This window comes from Pseudomonas sp. 91RF, assembly GCF_003576265.1.
Classification (GTDB): Bacteria; Pseudomonadota; Gammaproteobacteria; order Pseudomonadales; family Pseudomonadaceae; genus Aquipseudomonas; species Aquipseudomonas kribbensis.
On record NZ_QWFC01000036.1, the window covers coordinates 48704 to 70438 of the forward strand.

The window sequence follows — 21735 nt, forward strand, 5'->3', positions numbered from 1 at the left end:
GCAAACTTTTGACGCCCCGAGCGGGCGCACGGCGGCTACTGCAAGAAGCCTTCCAACTTTTGCCGATGATTGAAACAGAGGGGTTTGAGCGTGGTTTTTCTGCTGAGCGGGGTGTCGCCTTCGCGAGCAGGTCGAATCGTCGCACCGTTGCTCCCACAGGGAAATGCCATTCCAAATGTGGGAGCGAGCCTGCTCGCGAAGAGGCCCGAGAAGCCAGCACAAAATGCCTTTTAAACTCGGGTGTTTAAAAGACACCTTCAGACACGCCTTCGAGGCTACGAATTCTTGCGCCATTGCCTACAGCTACGCCAGAATCCGCCGGCTTGTGCGCCTTGGGGTCGGGTTCTATTGTGGGTCGGTCGCTGACGAATCAGCGATCGGGTTTAGCGACTCGAATCATAAATAGGTGCACCAGCGCTCCATGCCTTGTCGCAGACTCAATGCCTGCGACTCCGCTATGGTGGCTGTATGCGGGAGACCTTCGGGTCTGCCGGGTGCCTATAACCGGTTCGCTAACCTGCGTACAGCCGCCACCTTACTGTTTAGCGACAGTTCCTGGCGGCTCCACTTTATAGGAGCTTCACCATGATCAAACCAACTCCCAATCCACCCGAAACCGACCCCGCCTCGCCCTACGAATCCCTCGATTCCAGAAAGCTTCACGAAGCCGCCGACCGCGCCCTCGATCACTACCTCTGCCCGCCCGGCTCCACGCCACCACCGCGCAGAACCCGCCGGATGTTTGCCGTCACCGCGGACTTCAAAAACGAAGAGCTGCTGGTCGAGCTCTGCGAAACCCTCGCCTCCGCCAGAACCATCGCCAATGACTTCGCCCACCTCATGCCCGCCTCGCAGCGCAGGACGCTGACGGGTATCGGGCAACTGATCATGCTTGGGGAACTGGCAGCGAATCGGGTGCTGAATAATCTGGAACTACCGTCGTCGCAGACTTCCACGTAAAGGCTTGAGAGATGTGTCGTGGCGGCTGACGTCATCGCGAGCAGGCTCGCTCCCACAATGGAACGCGGTCACCTGTGGGAGCGAGCCTGCTCGCGAAAGCGGCCTCACAACCAACACAGGTCATCGGGCATAAAAAAACCGCCACCGGGTTCAACCGGAGGCGGTTTTTTTTGCTTCATCACTATCAGGAATCGCGCCGCAAATCCGGCGGAATCGGCAGGTCGTCCTTGAGCGGTTCCGGCAACTTGCCCTTGCCCGCGCGGTGCTGGCGGATCTGGTAGACGTAAGCCAGTACCTGAGCGACCGCCAGGTACAGGCCGCCGGGAATCTCTTCTTCCAGCTCGGTGGAGTAGTAGATCGAACGCGCCAGGGCCGGCGACTCCAGAAGCATCACCTCGTTGGCGGTGGCGATCTCGCGGATTTTCAGCGCCAGGAAGTCGGTGCCCTTGGCCAGCAGCACCGGCGCCCCGCCCTTCTCCGAGTCGTACTTGAGCGCCACGGCATAGTGGGTCGGGTTGGTGATGACCACGTCGGCCTCCGGGATCGCCGCCATCATCCGCCGCTGCGACATCTCGCGCTGGACCTGACGAATCCGCTGCTTGACCTCCGGCCGGCCTTCCTGGTCCTTGTGCTCGTCGCGCACTTCCTGCTTGGTCATCTTGAGCTTCTTGATGCTCTCCCAGATCTGCACGGGCACATCGACGGCCGCGATGATGATCAATCCGCACGCCATCCACAGCGTGCTCCAGCCCACCACTTGCAGACTGTGAATGATGGCCCGGTCCATCGGTTCATGAGCGATGCGCAGCAGGTCGTCGACATCACCGGACAACACCACCAGCGCCACAGCCAGAATGATCAGGAATTTAGCCAGCGCCTTGAGCAGTTCGACCACCGACTTCATGGAGAACATGCGCTTGATACCGGACAACGGGTTCATCCGACTGAACTTGGGCGCCAGAGAGCCCGCGGCGAACAGCCAGCCACCGAGAGCAATCGGCCCGAGAAACGCCGCCAGCAGCAAGGTGATCATGATCGGCTGAATCGCCAGCAGCGCTGACAGCCCGGAACTCATCAGGAACTTGCCCATGGAGCCCTGATCCATGATCACTTCGCGCGACAGCGTGAAGTTCATGCGCATCAGTTCCATCAGGTCCTGCGCCAGCATCCCGCCGAACACCAGCAGCGCGCCGGAACCGGCGAGCATGATCGCCAGGGTGTTGAGTTCCTTGGAGCGCGCAATCTCACCCTTTTCCCGGGAGTCCTTCTTGCGCTTCTCCGTGGGGTCTTCTGTCTTGTCCTGACCGCTCTCGCTCTCTGCCATGACTCAGCGCGCCTGTGCCAGTTCGCGTAGCAGCTGCAAGGCTTCGACGGCCAGCGGCTGATACTGGTTGAGAATGTCCGCCAGTCCGACCCAGACAATGAACAGGCCAAGGACGAGAGTCAGCGGGAAACCGATCGAGAAGATGTTCAATTGCGGCGCCGCCCGGGTCATCACGCCGAACGCAATGTTGACCACCAGCAGTGCGGTGACCGCCGGCAGCACCAGCATCAATGCCGCACCGAGCACCCAGCCGAGCTTGCCGGCCAGTTCCCAGTAATGCGCGGTCATCAGACCGGCGCCGACCGGCAGCGTGGTGAAGCTTTCAGTCAGCACCTCGAAGACCACGAGGTGACCGTTCATGCCGAGGAACAGCAACGTCACCAGCATGGTGAAGAATTGCCCGATCACCGCCACCGACACGCCGTTGGTGGGGTCGATCATCGAAGCGAAGCCCATGCCCATCTGGATCGCAACGATCTGCCCCGCGATGACAAACGCCTGGAAGAACAGTTGCAGGGAGAACCCGAGCACCGCCCCGACCAGAATCTGCTCGGCAATCATCAGCAGCCCGCTGAGATCGAGAGGACTGACCGCCGGCATGGGCGGCAGGTTGGGCGAGATCACCACGGTGATCGCCAGTGCGAGGTACAGGCGGATGCGCTTGGGAACCAGCGTGGTGCCGAAGACCGGCATCACCATCAGCATCGAGCCGATGCGAAACAGCGGCAGCATGAACGTCGCCACCCAGGTACTGATCTGGGTGTCGGTCAACTGAAGCAGCGACTGCATGGCCTAGCCGATGACCAGCGGAATGTTTTTGTACAGCTGGATGATGTATTCCATGAAGGTCTGGATGATCCACGGACCGCCGACGATCAGGGTCACCAGCATCACCAGCAGACGCGGCAGAAAGCTCAGGGTCTGTTCGTTGATCTGCGTCGCCGCCTGGAACATCGACACCAGCAGGCCCACCAGCAGACTCGGGACCACCAGGATCGCGACCATCATCGTGGTCAGCCACAAGGCTTCGCGAAAGATGTCGACCGCTACTTCTGGGGTCATGGCGAAACACCTCCGAAACTGCTGGCCAGGGTGCCGATGATCAGCGCCCATCCGTCAACCAGCACGAACAGCATGATCTTGAACGGCAGGGAAATGATCAGCGGCGACAGCATCATCATACCCATCGCCATCAGCACACTGGCCACGACCAGGTCGATGATCAGGAACGGAATGAAGATCATGAAGCCGATCTGGAACGCGGTTTTCAGTTCAGACGTAACGAACGCCGGCACCAGAATGGTCAGCGGCGCCTGATCCGGCGTCGCGATATCGGTGCGCTTGGACAGGCGCATGAACAGCTCAAGATCGCTGGAGCGGGTCTGCGCGAGCATGAAGTCCTTGATCGGCACCTGGGCCTTTTCCACCGCTTGCTGGGCGGTGAGCTTCTCCGCCAGGTACGGTTGCAGCGCATCGTTGTTCACCCGGTCGAACACCGGCGCCATGATGAACAGGGTCAGGAACAGCGCCATGCCGGTGAGGATCTGGTTCGACGGCGTCTGTTGCAGGCCGAGGGCCTGACGCAGGATCGAGAAGACAATGATGATCCGGGTGAAGCTGGTCATCAGGATGACGGCGGCCGGGATGAAGCTCAGCGCCGTCATGATCAGCAGGATCTGCAAGCTGACCGAATACTCCTGCGCCCCGTTGGCGTTGGTGCCCAGGGTAACCGCCGGGATCGACAACGGATCGGCGGCGAACGCCAGTGGCGCGGCCAACATCAAGGCCAGGGTCAAGACGATGCGCAACGCACCCATTACTTCTTATCCTTCTGATCCTTGCCGAGGATCTTCAACAGATGCTGGGCAAATTCCGGAGTCGCTTTTTCGGAGGTGGCCGGCACGTCCACCGGCTCCTTGAGTACGTGCAGCGCAGTGATGGTGCCGGGACTCAGGCCCAGCAGGATCTGCTCGTTGCCGACCTGAACCAGCATCAAGCGATCACGCGGACCGAGCGCGCGGGAACCGATCAATTCGATCACCTGCCCCTTGCCCGCCGGCCCTGCGTTCTGCACCCGGCGCAGCAGCCAGGCGAGGAAGAAGATCAACCCCAGCACCAGCAGCAGGCCGAACACCAGTTGCGTCAATTGCCCGGCGACGCCACTGCTGACCGCCGGAGCAATCGCGGGCGCCGCAGGAGACGCCGCAGCGGCAGTCGCAGCCGCAGGCTCGGCGGCCATGACCGTCAATGGCAGCGCCAGCACCGCGGCCAGCAAGGAACCCAGAACCTTTTTCACTCAGCGCAGCTTCTTGATGCGTTCGCTTGGGCTGATCACGTCGGTCAGGCGGATGCCGAACTTTTCGTTGACCACGACCACTTCGCCGTGAGCGATGAGGGTGCCGTTGACCAGCACGTCCAGCGGCTCACCGGCCAGACGATCAAGCTCGATCACCGAACCCTGGTTGAGTTGCAGCAGGTTGCGGATGTTGATGTCGGTGCTGCCCACTTCCATCGAGATCGACACCGGGATGTCGAGGATCACGTCCAGGTTCGGACCGTCCAGGCTGACCGGCTCGTTGCTTTTCGGCACGCTGCCGAACTCTTCCATCGGCAGACGGTTGGAGCTCGAAACGCCAGCGTCGGCGGCCAGCAGCGCGTCGATGTCGGCCTGCCCGGCTTCACCGGTTTCTTCCAGGGCGGCAGCCCATTCGTCGGCCAGTGCCTGATCGTCCTGGGCGTTCATTTCGTCGTTCATCATTTGTCCTCGGCGGGCAACAATTCAGTTAAAGGCGTAAGGGGTGTTGCGCCGCTTCAGCGGCGCTCGATCGGCTCGATCACCTGCAACGCGAGGTTGCCTTTATGCGAGCCCATCTTGACCTTGAAGGCCGGCACGCCGTTGGCGCGCATGATCATGTCTTCCGGCATCTCGACCGGGATCACGTCACCCGGCTGCATGTGCAGGATGTCGCGCAGTTTCAACTGGCGGCGAGCCACGGTGGCACCGATCGGCACGTCGACATCGAGCACGTCCTGGCGCAGGGCGTTGACCCAGCGCTCGTCCTGGTCGTCGAGGTCCGACTGGAAACCGGCGTCGAGCATTTCGCGCACCGGCTCGATCATCGAGTACGGCATGGTCACGTGCAGGTCGCCGCCACCGCCGTCGAGTTCGATGTGGAACGTGGAGACCACGATCGCTTCGCTCGGGCCGACGATGTTGGCCATGGCCGGGTTCACTTCCGAGTTGATGTACTCGAAGTTGACTTCCATGATCGCCTGCCAGGCTTCTTTCAGGTCGACGAACGCCTGTTCCAGCACCATCCGCACCACACGCAGTTCGGTCGGGGTGAATTCACGCCCTTCGATCTTCGCGTGACGGCCGTCGCCGCCGAAGAAGTTGTCCACCAGCTTGAACACCAGTTTGGCGTCGAGGATAAACAGCGCGGTGCCGCGCAGGGGTTTGATCTTGACCAGGTTGAGACTGGTCGGTACGTACAGCGAGTGCACGTATTCGCCGAACTTCATCACCTGCACGCCACCGACGGCAACGTCCGCCGAGCGGCGCAGCATGTTGAACATGCTGATGCGGGTGTAGCGGGCAAAACGCTCGTTGATCATTTCCAGAGTCGGCATGCGTCCACGGACGATGCGATCCTGGCTGGTCAGGTCGTAGCTTTTGACACTGCCGGGTTCGGCAGCGTTATCGGTCTGTACCAGACCATCGTCGACGCCATGCAACAGCGCGTCGATTTCATCCTGGGACAGCAGATCCTGCACGGCCATGTCGTGTTCCTACTGCAGTACGAAATTAGTGAAAAGCAACTGTTCGATCACCACTTTGCCCAGCTCTTTCTGCGCCACTTCCTGGACGCTGGCCGTGGCCTTCTGGCGCAACATCTCCTGGCCGACCGGGGTCGCCAAAGTGGCGAAATCCTGACCGGAGAAGAGCATCACCAGGTTGTTGCGGATCACCGGCATGTGCACTTTGAGCGCTTCCAGATCGGCCTGGTTGCGCGCCAGCATGGTGATGCTCACCTGCATGTAGCGCTGACGGCCGTTCTGGTTGTAGTTGGCCACGAAGGCCGGCGCCATCGGCTCGAAAATCGCCGGCTGCTTGCCGACCGGAGCGGTTTCCACGGCAGCCGCAGGTTTGCTCTGGGCGCTGTGCATGAAGAACCACGTCGCCCCCACAGACGCGCCGATGGCCAGCAGCAACCCGAGCACGATCGCGATGATCATCTTGAGTTTGCCTTTGGTTGCGGGGTCTTTTACTGCTGCTGCTTCGCTCTTCGCCATGCCAATAATCCGTCACTAATCGGGTTTTCACAGTCGCACGGCAAGGCAAGAGCAAGTGTTATGCCAGAAGTGTCGGAGGGAGGGATCGGGCGCACAGCAAAACAATGTGGGAGCCAGCCTGCTGGCGATAGCGGCCTGGCAGTCAACATCTATGTTGACCATCAGGAACCCATCGCCAGCAGGCTGGCTCCCACAGTTTTTTCAATGCCGAATCAGGCGTAGTAGTCGACGGCGCTGGAGCCGATCACGTGGGTGGTGGCAGCAGCCGCTTCAGCCACGGCAGCTGGCGTCAACTCCTCTTCCGAAGAGTCCAGGCGACCGCCGGCGGCGCTGGTGCGCCCCGTCTGGCCCTGCTGCGCCTGCTCCTGACCCTGCCCTTGCCAGCCACGGTTCTGGTCGGAAACGTTGACATCGACCTGCCCCATGCCTTGCTGGGTGAACATGTCACGCAGGCGATGCATCTGGCCGTCGAGCGCTTCGCGAACGCTCGGGTGAGCACTCATGAAGGTCACCTGGGTCTGCTGGTCCGGCACCATGTTCACCCGGATATCCAGGCGACCCAGTTCGGCCGGCTGCAACTGGATATCGGCAGACTTCAGGTTGTTGCTCGACAGGTACATGACGCGGTTGACCACTTCTTCGGTCCAGCCGTTCTGATGCATGGCGATCGGCTGGTTCACCGGCACCGCGTTGGCGGTTTTCGGTGTGGCCGCCTGGGTCAGTGCCGCCAGACGGTTGGCGAAATCATCGACGCGAGTATCGCTGGTTGCGGATTTCAGGTCTTTCAGACCATCGTCGATCAGACCACTGAAGGCTTTTTCGCCGCCCTGACTGGTGCTGTCTTTGTCGGCCTGCACATCCAGCATGCTGGCCATGCCGGCGGCAAAAGTCTGAGCCGAGGTCAGCTCGCCGTCAGCCTGGGTCTGGGCCGGCGTCGCCTTGGGTTGCGACTGGCTGGACGCGGAAATGTGACCGCTCTGCTCCATCGCCATGCGCAAGGCCGGCATCGAATCGAGTGGATCGGCCTCGGGATCGAAATCACTGTCAACGGCAGGTGCTGTTGCAGTAGCGGCCACCGGCAATGCCGCCACCGCCGGCGCCTGGGCCTCTGGCTTCACCGGAGGTGTTTCAACGACCGGTGCAGCGACAACCGGCGGCGTGACGACCGGCTGAACGACCTGCATCAGCGCCGGGTCCAGCGTCGGATCCACAACCGGGGTGGTGTCGGCGACCGGCGCGGTCGGCGTATCGGAGGTATCGTCACTGGCTACCGAATCATCCGTTGCGGTCGACGAGGTTTTGTCGGCGGGCAAGGCTTTGCCGCTATCGGCAACCGTGGCGTCCGGAGCGGCAGACTGGTCCTTGCCAGCGTCCTTCTTGCCGCTGTTGTCGGCGACCTTGTCACGTGCAGGTTTTACCGAGTTATCGACCGTGACGGCAGGCTTGTTCTGCCCCTGATCGGCAAACACCTGAGCGAAGCTCGAAGCCTTGTCCCCGGGGCCTGCGGCCACCACTGACGGTTTGGCAGAGGCGGCTTGCGCCTTGGCCTGGGCGGCAGTCTGAATAAGAATGTTAGGGGTTGCAGGCATGGCACGGTCTCCGCTGCACTGGGATCGTAGGTACAGTTGAACGAGATGACTGCAAGTGCCGGGCCAGTTTCGTCCGGCGCCGGATAAAAACGCCGGACGGTTGATTCAATGGGCGGGAGAGCGCTGTCGCTCGGCTTCATAGACGGGGCGTACATCCGCAAACTCGTCATGGATGTCGGCCACCAGCTTGATGATTTCGGACGGGCTCTTGTCTTTGGCGTGCTGTTCCAGCTCCTGACAGAGCTCAGCCAGGCGGGTGGCGCCCATGTTGCTGCTACTGCCTTTGAAGCTATGAGCCACCGACGACAAGGCGTCGGCATCGGCGGTTTTTTGCAGTTCACGCAGGCGCGCTTCGGAATCTGCCAGGAAAGTATCCAGCAATTCCGGATAGCCATCCTCCATGACTTCTTGCAACGCACTCAGTACGTCGCGATCTACACAGGCATCAGTCACTTGTTCACTCCTTGATCAAGAATGCGCGGATTATGCCAGAGCCTCCCAGAAAAACTCCACGCGAGCACTACGACCATCGTCCGACCAGCTTGGATTCCTGCTCAATTGCCGGATCAGACTGACGCCGCGCCCCGACAGGCGGACACCGTCGAGCGGCCGTTCCATCACCCGAGCCACGTCAAAGCCTTTGCCACTGTCTTCGACACGCACGACGAGACAACCGCCCTCGCCCTCTGGGCGAACCTCCAGATGCACGCGCACATATCCATCCTGCAGGGCATCGAGGCGCGCATTGCGCTGTTCATAGTAACGGGCAAAACCCGAAGCGTCGCGCTTGAGGCTGGAGTCCAGCCCCAGCACCCCATGCTCCAGCGCATTGGAGTAAAGCTCGGCGAGCACGCTGTACAGTGCGCCACTCTGCGTGCGCAAGCCATGCACTTCGAGCAGCAATTGCAGCAGGTAGGGTAAAGGATTGAAGCGTTTGAGCGTGGCGCCGCGAAATTCGAAACTCACCGACCAGTCCAGCGGGCACGACTGACCGCTGTCGGAATAGACCGGCGCCGGCGGATTGACCTGCGCCATTTCCAGCAGGCTGACCTCGACCATGCTCACATCGTCCCGGGCTTCGCCGCGAAAATCCTGCAACGCCTGTTCGATCTCGGCGAACAGCCGATCCGGCTGGCGATTGCCGGCAAACACCCGCTGCAAGCGTTCGACACCGAACAGCTGGTCATTGGCGTCGCAGGTGTCGATCACTCCGTCGGACAACAGGAACACCCGATCGCCCACCGCCATCGACAGCACTTCGGTTTGATCGTCAAAGGCCTGCGGGCTGAGCACCCCCAGAGGCAGGTGCCGCGCCGCCAGCGGTACCCGCTCGCCCGTGGCGATGCGATGCAGATAGCCGTCGGGCATGCCGCCGTTCCAGATCTCCACGCTGCGCCGCTGAAAACTCAGGCAGAGCAGCGTGGCACAGCAGAACATGTCCACTGGCAGGATGCGCTTGAGCTTGGCGTTCATTTCCCGCAGGGTTTCGGCCAGCCCGTAACCCTTGGCAGTCATGCCGTAGAACACTTCCGCCAGGGGCATGGCCCCTACCGCCGCCGGCAGACCATGCCCGGTGAAGTCACCGAGCAACACATGCATGTCGCCGGCCGGCGTGTAGGCCGCCAGCAGCAGGTCGCCGTTGAACAGCGCATAGGGTGATTGCAGGTAGCGGATGTTCGGCGCACTCAGACAGCCGGAATGCGCGACCTTGTCGAAAACCGCCTTGGCGACCCGCTGCTCGTTGAGCAGGTAGTCGTGGTGCCGGGCAATCAGGTCGCGCTGTTCCAGCACCGTGGCTTGCAGGCGACGCAAGCGATCCATCGCCTTGATTTTGGCGGACAGGATCACCTGGTTGTATGGCTTCGCCAGAAAGTCGTCACCGCCAGCCTCCAGGCATCGCACCAGCGCTTCGCTTTCGGTCAGCGACGTGAGGAATATGATCGGCACCAGGTTTTCACCGGCCAGCACCTTGATCTGCCGCGCGGCTTCGAAGCCGTCCATGACCGGCATCATCGCGTCCATCAGCACCAGATGCGGCTGTTGACGGGAAAATACCTCGACCGCTTCGGCCCCATTGGTGGCCGTCAGCACCTCGTGCCCCTGGCGTCGCACGATGGTCGACAACAGCAGCCGGTCAGCGGCGCTGTCCTCGGCGATCAGGATCGTCAGGGGTTCTTGCGGCTGCATGGCCGTCAACTGATGTCGAACAGTTTGTCGAAGTTGGAGATGGCGAGGATCTTGCGCACATCCGAATTGCTGTTGACCACCCGCACGTCCGAGTCGTCGCCGCCGGCATGATCGCGCAGCAGAAGCAGCATGCCCAAGGCCGAACTGTCGAGATAGGTGGCATCCTTGAGATCCACCACGATGGAGTCGGGCTTTTTATTGAGTCGCTCGTAGGACTCGCGAAACTCCTGATGGCGACCGAAATCGAACCGGCCCTTGATCGAGATCGTCAGCTTTTGGCCATCCGGAGAAACTTCTGTAACGACTGACATGTACTGGCTTCCTTGTCATTGACGAACCTGTACAAGGTTTAGCACTTGCAAGGGTAAGGGGCAAGGCAGGAAGTCACCGCAAACTGTCAGAGATCAACCCGTCAGTAGGCATCACGGCGCGGCAGGCGCTGGGACAGTTCGTCCAGCAGCTTCTGCTCGCGCTTGTCTTCGGCTCGCTGGGCTTCATCGCGATAGCGTTGTACAAGTTTTCGCAAGCCTTCGACCCGGGCAAATGCCTGTTGCCAGGCCTCGCGGGCCTTGTCCAGATTGTTCTGGTGCCACTGCAGGCTTTGCCGTTGCTGGTCGACCGCCGTATCGAGCTGGGTCAGAAACCCCTGGAACCCGAGCAGCCACTGCCCGGTCACCCCGGTGCTGCCGCGCACGATCCACTGCTCGGAGTAATCCAGACGAAAGGCATGCAGGTCGGCGAGTTTGCTTTCGGCCACTTTCACCTGCCCCTGGAAATACCCGAGACGCTGCACGGCGGTTTTCTCGGCCTTTTCGGCCATTTCCACCACCGGTGCCAGACGCGCGGCGCGGCTCAGGGCCATGGCCGGTTACCCGCCGGTCGCAGGGGCGAGAATTGTTTCGAGGTAGGCCTCGCTTTCGCCCAGGCTGATGCTGTCGTTCAGACCCTGGCGCAGGTATCTGACCAGTTGTGGCTGCAGATTGATGGCAAGGTCAGTCTCGCGATCACCGCCGGCGACGTAGGCACCGACACTGATCAGGTCACGACTCTGCTGGTAACGCGACCACAGCTGCTTGAAGAATTGCGCCCGGACCATGTGATCGGGCGGCACCACGGCCGGCATTACACGGCTGATCGACGCTTCGATATCGATGGCCGGGTAATGCCCTTCTTCGGCCAGGCGCCGGGACAACACGATGTGGCCGTCGAGCACGCCTCGCGCCGAGTCGGCAATCGGGTCCTGCTGGTCATCGCCCTCGGACAGCACGGTATAGAACGCGGTGATCGAACCACCGCCCCTCTCCGCGTTACCGGCGCGCTCCACCAGTTTCGGCAGTTTGGCAAAAACAGAAGGCGGATAACCCTTGGTCGCCGGCGGCTCGCCGATGGCCAGGGCGATTTCCCGCTGGGCCTGGGCGAAACGGGTCAGGGAATCCATCAGCAACAGGACATTCTTGCCCTTGTCGCGGAAATATTCGGCGATGCGCGTGCAGTACATCGCCGCACGCAGACGCATCAGTGGCGCATCGTCCGCAGGGGACGCCACCACCACGGAACGCTTGAGGCCTTCTTCACCGAGAATGTGCTCGATGAATTCTTTAACTTCCCGACCCCGCTCACCGATCAGGCCGACGACGATGATGTCGGCCTCGGTGAAGCGGGTCATCATGCCCAACAGGACGGATTTACCGACACCGGTACCGGCGAACAGACCCAGACGCTGACCGCGACCGACCGTCAACAAACCGTTGATGCAACGGATGCCGACGTCCAGCGGCACGCTGATCGGGTCACGGTTGAGCGGGTTGATGGTCGGGCCGTCCATCGGCACCCAGTCTTCGGCCTTCATGCCGCCCTTGCCGTCCAGCGCACGTCCGGCGCCGTCCAGCACGCGACCCAGCATGCTCATGCCCATCGGCAAACGACCGGTATCGGCCAGCGGCACCACACGGGCGCCCGGCGCGATACCGGCAACACTGCCGACCGGCATCAGGAACACCTTGCTGCCCGAGAAGCCCATGACTTCGGCTTCGACCTGAGAAGGATGGTAGGTGTCGTCGTTGATCACCATGCAGCGCGTGCCCATGGCGGCGCGCAGGCCTTCGGCTTCGAGGGTCAGGCCGACCATGCGCAGCAGGCGCCCTTCGAGGATCGGCGCACCGGGGATCTCGGTGGCCTCGGCGTAGGTGCTCAGGCGCTTGGCGAAACTGGTGCGTTCAAGGCGCATCGGGGGCGTCCGCGAGCGGCTCGTCGGTGACAGGGGCCGGTTTCGGCGTTTCCGGCAAGTCGAGGCTCAGATCCGGTTCGGCCGGGTGCAAGGCTTGTTCGTGCAGTTGATCGAACAGCTTGGCCATGACCTGACCGACACGGGTTTCGATGCTCGCATCGATCCGGCTGTGTTCGGTTTCAACCCGGCAACCGCCCGGCAACAGCGATTCGTCCTCGACGATGCGCCAGGTTTCCTCATGGCGTTCGCGCAGGGCTTTGACCTGCTCGAAGTCCTGTGGATTGACGTACAGCCGCACATTGCCCACGCCCAGCGGCAACAGCTTGAGGGCGTCGCGCATGACGTGTTCGATCTGCGTCGAGTCGATGGCCAGTTCGCGCTGGATCACCTGACGGGCGATGTGCTGCACGAGGTCGACCAGCGACTTTTCAATCTGCGTGTCTTGTTCGGCGATGGGCTCGAACAGGTTCACCATTAACTGCTCAAGGCTGTTGACCTTGGCGGTGAGGACCACTTCGGCTTCCTGGCGCACCTTGAGGGTGGCGCTGTGGAAACCTTCTTTTTCGCCGATGGCAAAGCCCTCGTTGTAAGCCTCCTGACGGATGCTTTCGAGTTCTTCCAGGGTCAGTGGCTGGACTTCCTCCAGCGGCACTTCTTCCATTTCCGGCGGTTCGGGCTCCGGCTCCGGCTCGGGTTCCGGTGGCGGCGGATCGAAACTCGGGATGGCCCAGGTTTCGAAGCCGCGGACGTCCCGGGCACGGATCAGGTCCGTCACATCGTCGTCGTTCTTGCCCATGGTGTTAGATCATTTCCTCGCCGCCCTTGCCACCGAGCACGATTTCTCCGGCTTCGGCCATACGGCGGGCGATGGTGAGGATTTCCTTCTGCGCGGTTTCCACGTCGCTGACGCGCACCGGGCCCTTGGCCTCGAGATCGTCGCGCAGCAGTTCGGCAGCACGTTTGGACATGTTCTTGAAGATCTTTTCCTTGACGCCTTCGTCCGAACCCTTGAGGGCCAGCACCAGCACATCGGAAGACACTTCGCGCAACAGCGCCTGGATACCGCGGTCGTCGACATCGGCCAGGTTGTTGAACACGAACATGAGGTCTTCGATCTGACCGGACAGGTCTTCGTCGACTTCGCGGATCGAGTCCATGAGCTGGCCTTCGATCGAGCTGTCGAGGAAGTTCATGATGTCCGCCGCCCGCTTGATGCCACCCAGGGTGGTGCGCGAGGCGTTCGAGTTGCCGGAGAACTGCTTCTCGAGGATCTGGTTCAATTCTTTCAGTGCGGCCGGCTGCACGGTGTTCAACGACGAGACGCGCAGGATGATGTCCAGACGCACCTTGTGGTCGAAGTTGCCCAGCACTTCACCGGCCTGGTCCGGATCGAGGTAAGCAACCACGATCGCCTGAATCTGCGGGTGCTCGTAGCGGATCACGTCGGCTACGGCGCGTGGCTCCATCCATTTCAGGCTGTCGAGGCCGCTGGTGTTGCCACCCAGCAGGATGCGGTCGATCAGGCCGTTGGCCTTGTCTTCACCCAGGGCCTGGGTGAGCATTTTGCGCACGTAGTCGTCGGAGCCGACGCCCAGGCTGGTCTGGTCGCCGACGATGTCGACGAACTCGCTCATGACCTGCTCGACCTGCTCGCGGTGGACGTTGCCCATCTGGGCCATGGCCACGCCGACTCGCTGAACCTCTTTCGGGCCCATGTGGCGCAGCACTTGTGCAGCATCGGTCGAACCCAGGGACAGCAGCAGAATCGCGGCTTTATCGACCCGGGACAGTTTGGCGACGGCGGCTCGGTTATCACTCATCTGCGTTAATCCACTCTTTCACGACCTGAGCCACACGACCCGGGTCTTCTGCCACCAGACTCTTGATTGCGTTCAACTGAGCGTCATAGCCTTCGCTCGGGCTCGGCAGCAGGATGCTGGTCGGGCCGCCGAGGCTGACGCGATCGTTGGACAGTTCACCATCCAGACCGCCCATGCCACCCAGTTCCACGTCACCGCCCAGACCGGCCAGTTCCTTGCCTTTGCCGCCACCGGTGATGTTGTTGAGCACCGGACGCAGCACGCCGAACACCAGCACCAGGATGAACAACACACCCAGCACTTGTTTGACGATGTCCCAGAACCATGGCTGGGAGTAGAACGGAATATCGGCAATCACTTCGCCGCGCTCGGCGGAGAACGGCATGTTGATCACGCTGACGCTGTCGCCACGGCTGGCGTCGAAACCGACGGCGTCCTGCACCAGGCGAGTGAAGCGCGCCAATTCATCGGCGCTCCACGGCGCACGAGTGGTTTCGCCGTTGGCCGGGTTGATCTTGACCTGATCGTCCACCACCACCGACACCGACAGGCGATTCAGGCGACCCTGCTGCTGTTTGGTGTGGCTGATGGAGCGGTCGAGTTCGAAGTTCTTGGTGGATTGTTGACGCTTGTCCGCCGGGTACGGCGCTAGCATCGGCTGGCCGGTGGCCGGGTCCATGATCTGCTGACCGTTGGCATCAACCAGTGGCTGGCCAGGTTGCACCATGCTCGTCGAAGTTGCTGCGCCGCCGGTGGTTTGTGGCGCCGAGGCTGGCGATGGCGGCTGGTTGCTCAGGGCACCCGGTACGCCTTGCGGGCCATTGCTGGCGGTACGCTGTTCGTTGACCGACTGCTCGCTGCGCAGCGCCGGCTGATCCGGGTTGAACTGCTCGGCGGTGGATTCGACAGCACTGAAATCGATGTCGGCCGACACTTCAGCCTTGTAGCGATCGTTACCCAGTACCGGTTGCAGGATATTGTGCACACGCTGGGTCAGCATGCTTTCCATGCGGCGGCTGTAATCGAATTGCTTGCCGGCCATGGTCATTTCGGCGTTTTCAGCCTGATCCGACAGCAGGTTGCCCTTCTGATCGACGACGGTGATCTGCGATTTGCTCAGCTCGGGAACGGAAGTGGCCACCAGGTTGATGATGGCAACGACCTGGCCAGGCTCCAGCGAACGACCGGAGTACAACTCGACCAGTACCGAAGCGCTTGGCTTGCGTTCGTCACGCACGAACACCGAACTTTTCGGGATCGCCAGGTGAACGCGTGCGCCCTTGACGTTGTTCAGGGCGGAGATGGTGCGGGCCAGTTCGCCTTCGAGGCCGCGACGGTAACGGGTCGCTTCCATGAACTGGCTGGTGCCCAGACCCTGTTCCTTGTCGAGAATCTCGAAACCGATATTGCCGTCGCTGGGAGTGACACCAGCAGCGGCAAGTTTCAGTCGCGCACGGGACAGGTCATCGGCCTTGACCAGCAAGGCGCCAGAGTTTGGCTCGACGGTGTAAGGAATGTCGGCGGAGGCCAGGGTATCCATGACCTGTTTGGCGTCCATACCGGCAAGGCTGCCGTATAGAGGCCGGTAGTCCGGCTGCTGCGACCACAGCACCACGGCAAAGCCAATCGCCACGCTCGCAGCCAGGCCGACCAACAGGCCCACCTGACGCAGCATGGTCATCTCGGAGAGGTTTTCCAGGAAGGACAGGCCGAACAGCGGCGGTTTGCCGTCTATCGGGGTGGCCTTGGCCGGAACGTTATCGGCGACTGCTTCTGCCATGACTCAATCTCGTCCTTAAACCGGCATCTGCATGATGTCTTGATAAGCCTGAACCAGTTTGTTGCGCACCTGGGTCAGAGCCTGGAACGACACGCTGGCCTTCTGCGAGGAAATCATCACGTCCGTCAAATCGACGCCGCTCTTGCCGATTTCGAACGCGTTGGCCAATTGGCTCGAGGCCTGTTGGGTATCGTTCACTTTGTTGATGGCCTGACCGAGCATGTCGGAAAAGCTGCTGCCCGCCACTTCAGGGACGGCTGCAGTCGATTTCGGCTTCGACATGGCGTCCATTTGCATGGCCTTCATGTCCATCATCAACCGATTAAATTCAATACCTTGGCTCATGGTCTACTCTCTTGGGCGGCCCGCATTTTTTTGACACTCACTCGGCGGGTACTCAGGTGTTAGCAACAACGGTGCCAGCTCACGGGCACCGCTTCGAGAAATGCGTTTTCAAACGTTTGCGCCACCGCTTACGTGGCGAACAGATACCCTTCGACGTCCATCCCGGCATCGCGCATCTGCGCCAGTTTGTAGCGCAATGTACGGGGGCTGATACCGAGTTTTTCGGCAGCTTCCTTGCGTCGACCGCGTTCGGTGCGCAGGGTGTCGATGATCATCTGGAACTCGCGACGACGCAGGTCATCGCCCAGCGCGCCGGCCGAATCCGCTTCGATCTCGACCTCACGAATGACCGCCGCTGCCGGCACTGTCACCGGCAATGGCGCGAAAAGCGCAGGCCCGGAGAGACAGAAATCCTGCGGCTGGATCAACCCGCCCTGCTGCAGAATCAACGCCCGTTGCACCGCGTTGTCGAGCTCGCGCACATTGCCCGGCCATGGATAACCGATCAGGCACGCCTGCGCCTCGGGCGAGAACTTCGCCATCGCATGCTTCATTTTATTGACGTGTTTGGCCAGCAAACGCTCCGCCAGCGGCAGGATATCGGCGGTGCGCTCACGCAGCGGACGCCAGGCCAGCGGAAACACCGACAGGCGATAGTAGAGGTCTTCACGGAACCGCCCCGCCGCCACTTCGCCCGCCAGATCACGGTTGGTGGTGGCGACGACACGAATGTCGAGGGTGATCGGCTTGCGTGCGCCGACCCGCTCCACTTCACGCTCCTGCAGCACGCGCAGCAACTTGGCCTGCAGGCCCAGGGGCATTTCGGAAATCTCGTCGAGCAGAATGGTGCCGCCGTCGGCCTGCTCGAACTTGCCGGCCTGCGCCGCGATGGCGCCGGTGAACGAACCTTTCTCGTGACCGAACAATGTCGCTTCAAGCATGTTGTCCGGGATCGCTGCGCAGTTGATCGCAATGAACGGCTGACTGGCGCGATGGGATTGCTGGTGAATGTAGCGGGCCAGCACCTCCTTGCCGGTGCCGGACTCGCCGGAAATCAGTACGGTGGAATCGCTGCGGGCGACCCGCGCCGCCAGATCCAGCAACTGCGCACTGGCCGGCTCGACGGCAACCGGCCCTTCTGCGTCAGCTGTGCCGAGGTTGCCCAGGGCATGGCGCGCAACCAGGTCCAGCAGCGCCTTGGGCTCGAATGGCTTGACCAGATAATCTGCCGCGCCCTGACGCATGGCATCGACCGCACGCTCGACAGCGCCGTGAGCCGTCATCAGCAGCACCGGCAATTGCGGCTGGCGCGTACGCAGCAGGCCGAGCAACTGGTGACCGTCCATGCCCGGCATGTTGACGTCGCTGACCACCAGGCTGAACGCCTCGCACTCCACGGCTTTCAGCGCCTCCTCGGCAGAACCCACGGCGTGATAGTCGTGACCGGCCAGCAGCAGCGTATCGGCCAACGCCTCGCGCAATGAACGGTCATCCTCGACCAGCAGAACCTTGATGCCCATGACCTTCACTCAGCTCCCTGTACAGCGGAAAACATCGGCAGGACGACCTGCGCGCACGTGCCGCGCCCGACCCGCGAGCGCAGCTGCAATTCTCCCTGATGCGCACGGGCCACGGCCTTGACCACGGTCAGGCCCAGGCCGGTGCCGGTGACCTTGGTGGTGAAAAACGGCTCGCCGAGCCGCGCCAGCACCGCCGGCTCGATGCCGCCGCCGTTGTCACTGACGCACAGGCGCAGGGTGTTGTCGCGGGTGTAGCAATGCACTTTCAGACGCACATCACCGCCACCGGCCTGAATCGCGTTTTCAATCAGATTGAGGATTGCCCCGACCAGCGTGTCACGATTGCACAGCAGCTCGCCTGCATGGCTGTCGCACTGCCAGCGAATTGGCAGATCCTGCACATGGGTCAGCGCGGCGGCCTGCAACGACTGCATCAGGGCATTGGGCGTGATGCGGTCGGTCAGCGGCAATTCACCGCGAGCGAATACCAGCATGTCGCGCACCTGATGCTCCAGCTCATGCAGACGCTCCTTGAGGCGCCCGGCAAACCGCTGCTGGGTGGCGACCGGCAGCGCCTGCTCGGTCAAATGACTGGCATACAGCAGCGCGGCGGAAAGCGGCGTACGAATCTGATGAGCGAGCGAGGCGACCATGCGCCCCAACGACGACAGGCGCTCGTGACGCGCCAGTTGATCCTGCAAGTGACGGGTTTCAGTCAGGTCATTGAGCAGCACCAGTTGCCCCGGCTCGGCGTCCAGCGAACGGGTGGCAATCGACAGGCGTCGGCCGTTTCTCAGGGAGATTTCATGACCGTCGTCTTCACGGGGCGCGAAGCAACGGGCAATGACATGGCGCCACAGCTCGCCTTCCAGCGGCAGGCCCAGCAGATCGATGGCGGCCGGATTGGCCTCGCACACGATGCCGTGACCATCGATGACGATGACGCCACCGGGCAACAGATCAAGGAGATTTTGCAGACGGTTGGCCAGACGTTCTTTTTCCGCCAGCTCCTGCATGCGCTGGGCGCTGACCACGGCCAGCTCACCCTTGAGCTCGGTGACCCGCGCCTCAAGCATGCTGTAGGAGTCGGTCAATTGACTCGACATCTGGTTGAACAGCGCGAACGCCTGCTCAAGACCCTGCCGACTGGCCTGCTCTACGGACGGCAGTTGCCCCGAGGACTCGGGAACAGAAGACATCTGGGAGGCTTGGGGCATTGTGCTCTCTCGCTTGGCTGACCGTCAGTTAAACGGAACGTTGCGAGGGATGTAGCAATACCCGTGCCTAAAAAAAACTGCTTATAAATGAAGGAGTTGAAAAACAGGCGTCAATCATCCGCCTGTTCATCACCTTCACGCCGGCTCATGCCGTACTTGCGCATCTTCTCCACCAGCGTGGTGCGACGGATACGCAGACGTTCAGCGGCACGGGCCACGATGCCGTTGGCGTCATCCAGCGCCTGCTGGATCAGGCCCTGCTCCAGACCACCGAGGTAGTCCTTCAGGTCCAGACCTTCCGGCGGCAGCATGGCGTTGGCGGTGAAGTCCGGTGTGTGGCCGTTGATTGCCACGCGCTCTTCCAGATCGCTGCGCAGGCTGTCGACCATTTGCTCGTCTTCGTCGTCGACGTAGCGGAATTTTTTCGGCAGTTCGACCACGCCGATCACCCCGTACGGGTGCATGATCGCCATGCGCTCCACCAGGTTGGCCAGTTCGCGGACGTTGCCCGGCCAGCCGTGGCGGCACAGGGACATGATCGCGGCGGAGTTGAAACGGATCGAACCGCGCTTCTCGTGCTCCATCCGCGAAATCAGTTCGTTCATCAGCAGCGGAATGTCTTCGACGCGCTCACGCAGCGGCGCCATCTCGATCGGGAACACGTTCAGGCGATAGTAGAGGTCTTCGCGGAAGGTGCCGATCTCGATCATGCTTTCGAGATTCTTGTGGGTCGCGGCGATGATCCGCACGTCGACGCTTTGGGTCTTGTTGCTGCCCACGCGCTCGAAGGTGCGCTCCTGCAGCACGCGCAGCAGCTTGACCTGCATCGGCAGCGGCATGTCGCCAATTTCGTCGAGGAACAGCGTACCGCCATTGGCCAGCTCGAAGCGGCCGGCACGGCTGGTGATCGCGCCGGTGAAGGCGCCCTTCTCGTGGCCGAACAGTTCGCTTTCCAGCAGCTCTGCCGGGATCGCCCCGCAGTTGACCGGCACAAACGGCGCATCACGACGCTTGGAATGGTAATGCAGGTTACGCGCAACCACTTCCTTGCCGGTGCCGGACTCGCCGAGGATCAGCACGCTGGCGTCGGTGTCGGCCACCTGCTGCATCATCTGGCGCACATGCTGGATCGCCCGGCTGGTGCCGACGAGGCTGCGGAACAGATTGGGTTCGCGATGACGACCGCGCTCGCGGGCCTGGTCGTACATTTCGCGATAGACCTGGGCACGGTGCAGGGAGTCCAGCAATTTGCTGTAGCTCGGCGGCATTTCGAGAGTCGAAAGCACCCGGCGGCGCTGGTCTTCGGGCAAGTCCACCGAAGAATTATCGCCCATCAGCAAAACCGGAAGGAACTCATCCCAGGTTGAGAGTGTCTTTAACAGGCCCAAAAGCGCACCAGGAGCATTGACCGTCCCGATCAGCACGCAAATGACCTCACGACTAGACGACAAAGAGCCGACTGCCTGCTGCCAGTCATGGCTTCCGCAGGGTAAATTTTCTTCGCCAAGAAAATTTAAAATCACCGCCAGGTCGCGGCGGCGGACGCTATCGTCATCGATCAGCAGAATTTTGGTTTCACGCCACATGCAATAGCAACTTCCCTAGTCAACTCAATGCCCGAAACGAGGGGCAAGCGAGACGCTTGCAGGACACTTCGTGCCTGTAGACGCCTGAAATCTGAAAACAGCCACTAGTTAAGTCAAAAAACCGTGCACAGTCAAATTTATGGCGCACATGTCTGGATTAACTGAGGGTTAATTAACCAAACAGATGGTAAACCTTTGCCGCGTTCTGCGCTTGGGTGATCTGCGACATCTCGTCGACTATCGCCTGACGCTCACCCATGGCGACCTCAAGAAGCTGCTTGTAGACATGCAGCAACTCCTCAAGATTGTCACGCAGCGCCACTTCATCCAGCGAAGCCTCACTCAAGACATCTTCCATGCAGGAACGGCAATCGAGATCCAGTTGACCGATGGCCTCCCAGTTGCGCTCGGCCAGTGCACCGACCAACGCCTCTCGGGTTTCTTCGATTCGCTGCAATACAAGACTCATGGTGATCTCCTTAGAACTGAGGAGCGGGCGCAGGCGCGATGGCGTCCCAGCCTTCCTTTACCGTGCTCAGCAAGCCGGCGACCTCGTCCAGAATGCGCGGGTCGCTGCTGATGTTCGCCTCGGCAAGACGCTTCATCATGTAGATATAAAGGCCATCAAGATCAGCCAGCATGTCCGCGGACTTTTCCAGATCCAGACCTTCACGCAGGCCGCTGACGATACCAATGGCCTTGCTGATCGACGTGCACTTGGCTGGAATATCCTTGCGCTCGATCGCACCCTTGGCCTGAGCGATGCGGTCCAGGCCACCTTCCATCAGCATTTGTACCAGACGGTGAGGGCTCGCTTCGGACGTCTGAGCGTGGGCGCCAACTTTCTGGTATTGCCGAAGGGCTAACATCGGATTCATGTTCTACCT

At 61.4% G+C, this 21735-nt stretch carries 24 protein-coding genes; 1 reads left to right on the forward strand and 23 read right to left on the reverse strand.

All coding sequences use genetic code 11. From position 1 onward, the window contains the following. Nucleotides 1–585 precede the first annotated feature (585 nt). Complete coding sequence (locus tag DXT77_RS19460) at nt 586–960, forward strand: DUF6124 family protein (RefSeq protein WP_119428813.1); 375 nt, start codon at nt 586–588, stop codon at nt 958–960. Between the two features lie 184 nt (nt 961–1144). Here DXT77_RS19460 and flhB read toward each other — a convergent pair whose 3' ends face one another. The 23 genes from flhB to fliS form a co-directional block, all read right to left on the reverse strand. Continuing rightward, nucleotides 1145–2284 carry a flagellar biosynthesis protein FlhB gene (gene flhB, locus DXT77_RS19465; protein WP_119428814.1) on the reverse strand — a complete coding sequence of 380 codons (1140 nt, stop codon included), beginning with the start codon at nt 2282–2284 and terminating at the stop codon, nt 1145–1147. A gap of 3 nt (nt 2285–2287) precedes the next feature. Continuing rightward, a complete protein-coding gene (gene fliR, locus DXT77_RS19470; RefSeq protein WP_085733738.1) occupies nt 2288–3073 on the reverse strand; it encodes a flagellar biosynthetic protein FliR in 786 nt (261 codons plus the stop codon). A 3-nt stretch (nt 3074–3076) separates the two neighbouring features. Continuing rightward, complete coding sequence (fliQ, locus tag DXT77_RS19475; RefSeq protein WP_085710476.1) at nt 3077–3346, reverse strand: flagellar biosynthesis protein FliQ; 270 nt, start codon at nt 3344–3346, stop codon at nt 3077–3079. Then, entirely contained in the window at nt 3343–4101 is a 759-nt protein-coding gene (gene fliP / locus DXT77_RS19480; RefSeq protein WP_085710474.1) for a flagellar type III secretion system pore protein FliP, read from the reverse strand. Before fliP ends, fliQ begins: the two co-directional genes overlap by 4 nt. Beyond that, nucleotides 4101–4580, reverse strand: a complete 480-nt coding sequence (gene fliO / locus DXT77_RS19485; RefSeq protein ID WP_225739953.1) for a flagellar biosynthetic protein FliO — start codon at nt 4578–4580, stop codon at nt 4101–4103. Before fliO ends, fliP begins: the two co-directional genes overlap by 1 nt. After that, entirely contained in the window at nt 4581–5039 is a 459-nt protein-coding gene (gene fliN / locus DXT77_RS19490) for a flagellar motor switch protein FliN (RefSeq protein ID WP_085710472.1), read from the reverse strand. Between the two features lie 56 nt (nt 5040–5095). Next, nucleotides 5096–6064 carry a flagellar motor switch protein FliM gene (gene fliM / locus DXT77_RS19495; protein WP_003222890.1) on the reverse strand — a complete coding sequence of 323 codons (969 nt, stop codon included), beginning with the start codon at nt 6062–6064 and terminating at the stop codon, nt 5096–5098. A gap of 9 nt (nt 6065–6073) precedes the next feature. Further along, complete coding sequence (fliL, locus tag DXT77_RS19500; protein WP_085733741.1) at nt 6074–6577, reverse strand: flagellar basal body-associated protein FliL; 504 nt, start codon at nt 6575–6577, stop codon at nt 6074–6076. Between the two features lie 212 nt (nt 6578–6789). Next, on the reverse strand, nt 6790–8166 hold the full coding sequence (locus tag DXT77_RS19505; RefSeq protein WP_119428815.1) for a flagellar hook-length control protein FliK: 1377 nt from the start codon (nt 8164–8166) through the stop codon (nt 6790–6792). A gap of 105 nt (nt 8167–8271) precedes the next feature. Then, nucleotides 8272–8619: an Hpt domain-containing protein gene (locus tag DXT77_RS19510; protein WP_119428816.1), complete on the reverse strand. Its 348-nt coding sequence runs from the start codon at nt 8617–8619 to the stop codon at nt 8272–8274. Between the two features lie 30 nt (nt 8620–8649). After that, on the reverse strand, nt 8650–10353 hold the full coding sequence (locus tag DXT77_RS19515; RefSeq protein ID WP_119428817.1) for a fused response regulator/phosphatase: 1704 nt from the start codon (nt 10351–10353) through the stop codon (nt 8650–8652). A gap of 5 nt (nt 10354–10358) precedes the next feature. Next, the gene (locus DXT77_RS19520; RefSeq protein ID WP_119428818.1) at nt 10359–10664 is read right to left on the reverse strand and encodes an STAS domain-containing protein; all 306 of its coding nucleotides are present in this window, start codon (nt 10662–10664) and stop codon (nt 10359–10361) included. Nucleotides 10665–10765: 101 nt separating this feature from the next. Beyond that, the gene (gene fliJ / locus DXT77_RS19525; protein WP_119428819.1) at nt 10766–11215 is read right to left on the reverse strand and encodes a flagellar export protein FliJ; all 450 of its coding nucleotides are present in this window, start codon (nt 11213–11215) and stop codon (nt 10766–10768) included. A gap of 6 nt (nt 11216–11221) precedes the next feature. Further along, on the reverse strand, nt 11222–12580 hold the full coding sequence (gene fliI / locus DXT77_RS19530; RefSeq protein WP_119428820.1) for a flagellar protein export ATPase FliI: 1359 nt from the start codon (nt 12578–12580) through the stop codon (nt 11222–11224). Further along, the gene (gene fliH, locus DXT77_RS19535) at nt 12570–13376 is read right to left on the reverse strand and encodes a flagellar assembly protein FliH (RefSeq protein ID WP_119428821.1); all 807 of its coding nucleotides are present in this window, start codon (nt 13374–13376) and stop codon (nt 12570–12572) included. The genes fliI and fliH overlap by 11 nt, the downstream gene beginning before the upstream one ends. 4 nt (nt 13377–13380) lie before the next feature. Then, complete coding sequence (gene fliG, locus DXT77_RS19540; protein ID WP_007958288.1) at nt 13381–14400, reverse strand: flagellar motor switch protein FliG; 1020 nt, start codon at nt 14398–14400, stop codon at nt 13381–13383. Further along, nucleotides 14393–16180, reverse strand: a complete 1788-nt coding sequence (fliF, locus tag DXT77_RS19545; RefSeq protein ID WP_119428822.1) for a flagellar basal-body MS-ring/collar protein FliF — start codon at nt 16178–16180, stop codon at nt 14393–14395. The genes fliG and fliF overlap by 8 nt, the downstream gene beginning before the upstream one ends. A gap of 15 nt (nt 16181–16195) precedes the next feature. Further along, entirely contained in the window at nt 16196–16525 is a 330-nt protein-coding gene (fliE, locus tag DXT77_RS19550) for a flagellar hook-basal body complex protein FliE (RefSeq protein ID WP_085710460.1), read from the reverse strand. Nucleotides 16526–16653: 128 nt separating this feature from the next. Next, complete coding sequence (fleR, locus tag DXT77_RS19555; protein WP_119428848.1) at nt 16654–18045, reverse strand: sigma-54-dependent response regulator transcription factor FleR; 1392 nt, start codon at nt 18043–18045, stop codon at nt 16654–16656. Nucleotides 18046–18050: 5 nt separating this feature from the next. Next, on the reverse strand, nt 18051–19262 hold the full coding sequence (locus DXT77_RS19560) for a PAS domain-containing sensor histidine kinase (protein ID WP_119428823.1): 1212 nt from the start codon (nt 19260–19262) through the stop codon (nt 18051–18053). Between the two features lie 110 nt (nt 19263–19372). Next, nucleotides 19373–20848 (reverse strand): sigma-54 dependent transcriptional regulator, encoded by a 1476-nt coding sequence (locus DXT77_RS19565; RefSeq protein ID WP_003222863.1) that lies wholly within the window; start codon nt 20846–20848, stop codon nt 19373–19375. Between the two features lie 172 nt (nt 20849–21020). Next, nucleotides 21021–21317: a flagellar protein FliT gene (locus tag DXT77_RS19570; protein ID WP_085733751.1), complete on the reverse strand. Its 297-nt coding sequence runs from the start codon at nt 21315–21317 to the stop codon at nt 21021–21023. Between the two features lie 10 nt (nt 21318–21327). Further along, the gene (gene fliS, locus DXT77_RS19575; RefSeq protein WP_119428824.1) at nt 21328–21726 is read right to left on the reverse strand and encodes a flagellar export chaperone FliS; all 399 of its coding nucleotides are present in this window, start codon (nt 21724–21726) and stop codon (nt 21328–21330) included. Between the last annotated feature and the right edge of the window lie 9 nt (nt 21727–21735).